A 1,202-nucleotide genomic window follows, 5' to 3' on the forward strand; every position below is an offset into this window, starting at 1 on the left:
CGGTGCAGCTGATCCTCGGTCTCCAGCCGCTCGGCGATGAACCGCAGGTGGGGATTCTGCTCGCGGCACTGCTGGACGACGTCGGCCATGTCCACGCCAGTATCGAGGACATCGACCTTCACGTACGTGGCATAGGAAAGCAGCCGGTCTCGTCCGCCGGGCCGGTAGTCGTCGAGCGCGATGGTGAAGCCCCGCGCGACCAGCTCTTCGACGCCTTGGATGACCGCGTCGTCCACCTCGACGGTCTCGAGGATCTCCAGGACGGTCTGGTCGGAGGCGAACGGCACGGGCAGCTCGCCGACGAGGAACTCCCGGGTGATGTTGATGAAGGCCACCCGGTCGCCGACCAGCTCGGCGAGCCCGAAGTCGGTGAACGCGGCAACGATCACCCGGCTGGTGGCCTCCGCCGAGCGGCGCGACGCCTGGGTGGCCGTCGCCGCGTCCCGGAACAGCAGTTCGTAGGCAACGACGTCCCCGGAACGGTCATAGATCGCCTGCCGCCCCACATGGATCAGGGGCGACTCCCCTTCGAGTGATCCCACCGATTCAGGCTAGCCACCGAACGGGCAAATGGTGTGGAAACGGATATCGACTTCTCCGCGGCAGCGCCGAGGACGGTGATTCGGCTCAAGTGCGCGGCATCGGAGCCGATAGAAGGGCCACGACGTGAGGGAAGGCTGGACAGGATCCGCATGGCGTTGAAGAATCCCCACCCCGTGCAGGCCGGCGAGTTTGGCTCGGTCCCGGACGGCCGTTTCGTGGCGGTGAGCGAGCGAACCTTCTAGCGACGGCGGTGCCAGCGCAGCGGACCGGGGTGCAGCGACCACCACGCGCGCCGCCACCAGGAGCGCCGCGCCCGCAGCGCCGATGCGTAGGCCACCACCTCGTCACCCGCCCGGCGGGCCTGTTCCTCGCCGGCCGCGCCCAGCGCGAACGCCGTCGTGTTGACGCCGTCGACCAGCCGGTCCAGCGGCGGCAGCCCGTCGACGACCGGCCTCTCCAGCACGTCGGTCGAGGCACCGGCGGGGGTGGCGCGGCGCAGCAACCGCGGCGCCGCCGGCCGCGGAACGGAAGCGCCGTGCGCCGCGGCCTCCGTCGCCGCCAGGTGCGGCGGCACCGGCATTCCGGCCAGCCGCCGCGCAGCCGTGAACTCCAGCCCCGCACCCGAGATCCGCGCGTCCGGCGTGCCCAGCGACAGCCGC

Annotated in this window: 2 pseudogenes; both read right to left on the bottom strand. The window is 71.0% G+C overall.

Annotated features, from left to right (window positions below):
* Positions 1-542: pseudogene (locus AB0M20_RS44620) on the bottom strand (EAL domain-containing protein); the annotation flags it as partial.
* A 239-nt stretch (positions 543-781) separates the two neighbouring features.
* Positions 782-1,202, bottom strand: a pseudogene (locus tag AB0M20_RS44625) (transglutaminase domain-containing protein); the annotation flags it as partial.

This window comes from Actinoplanes sp. NPDC051633 (assembly GCF_040681735.1).
GTDB lineage: Bacteria > Actinomycetota > Actinomycetes > Mycobacteriales > Micromonosporaceae > Actinoplanes.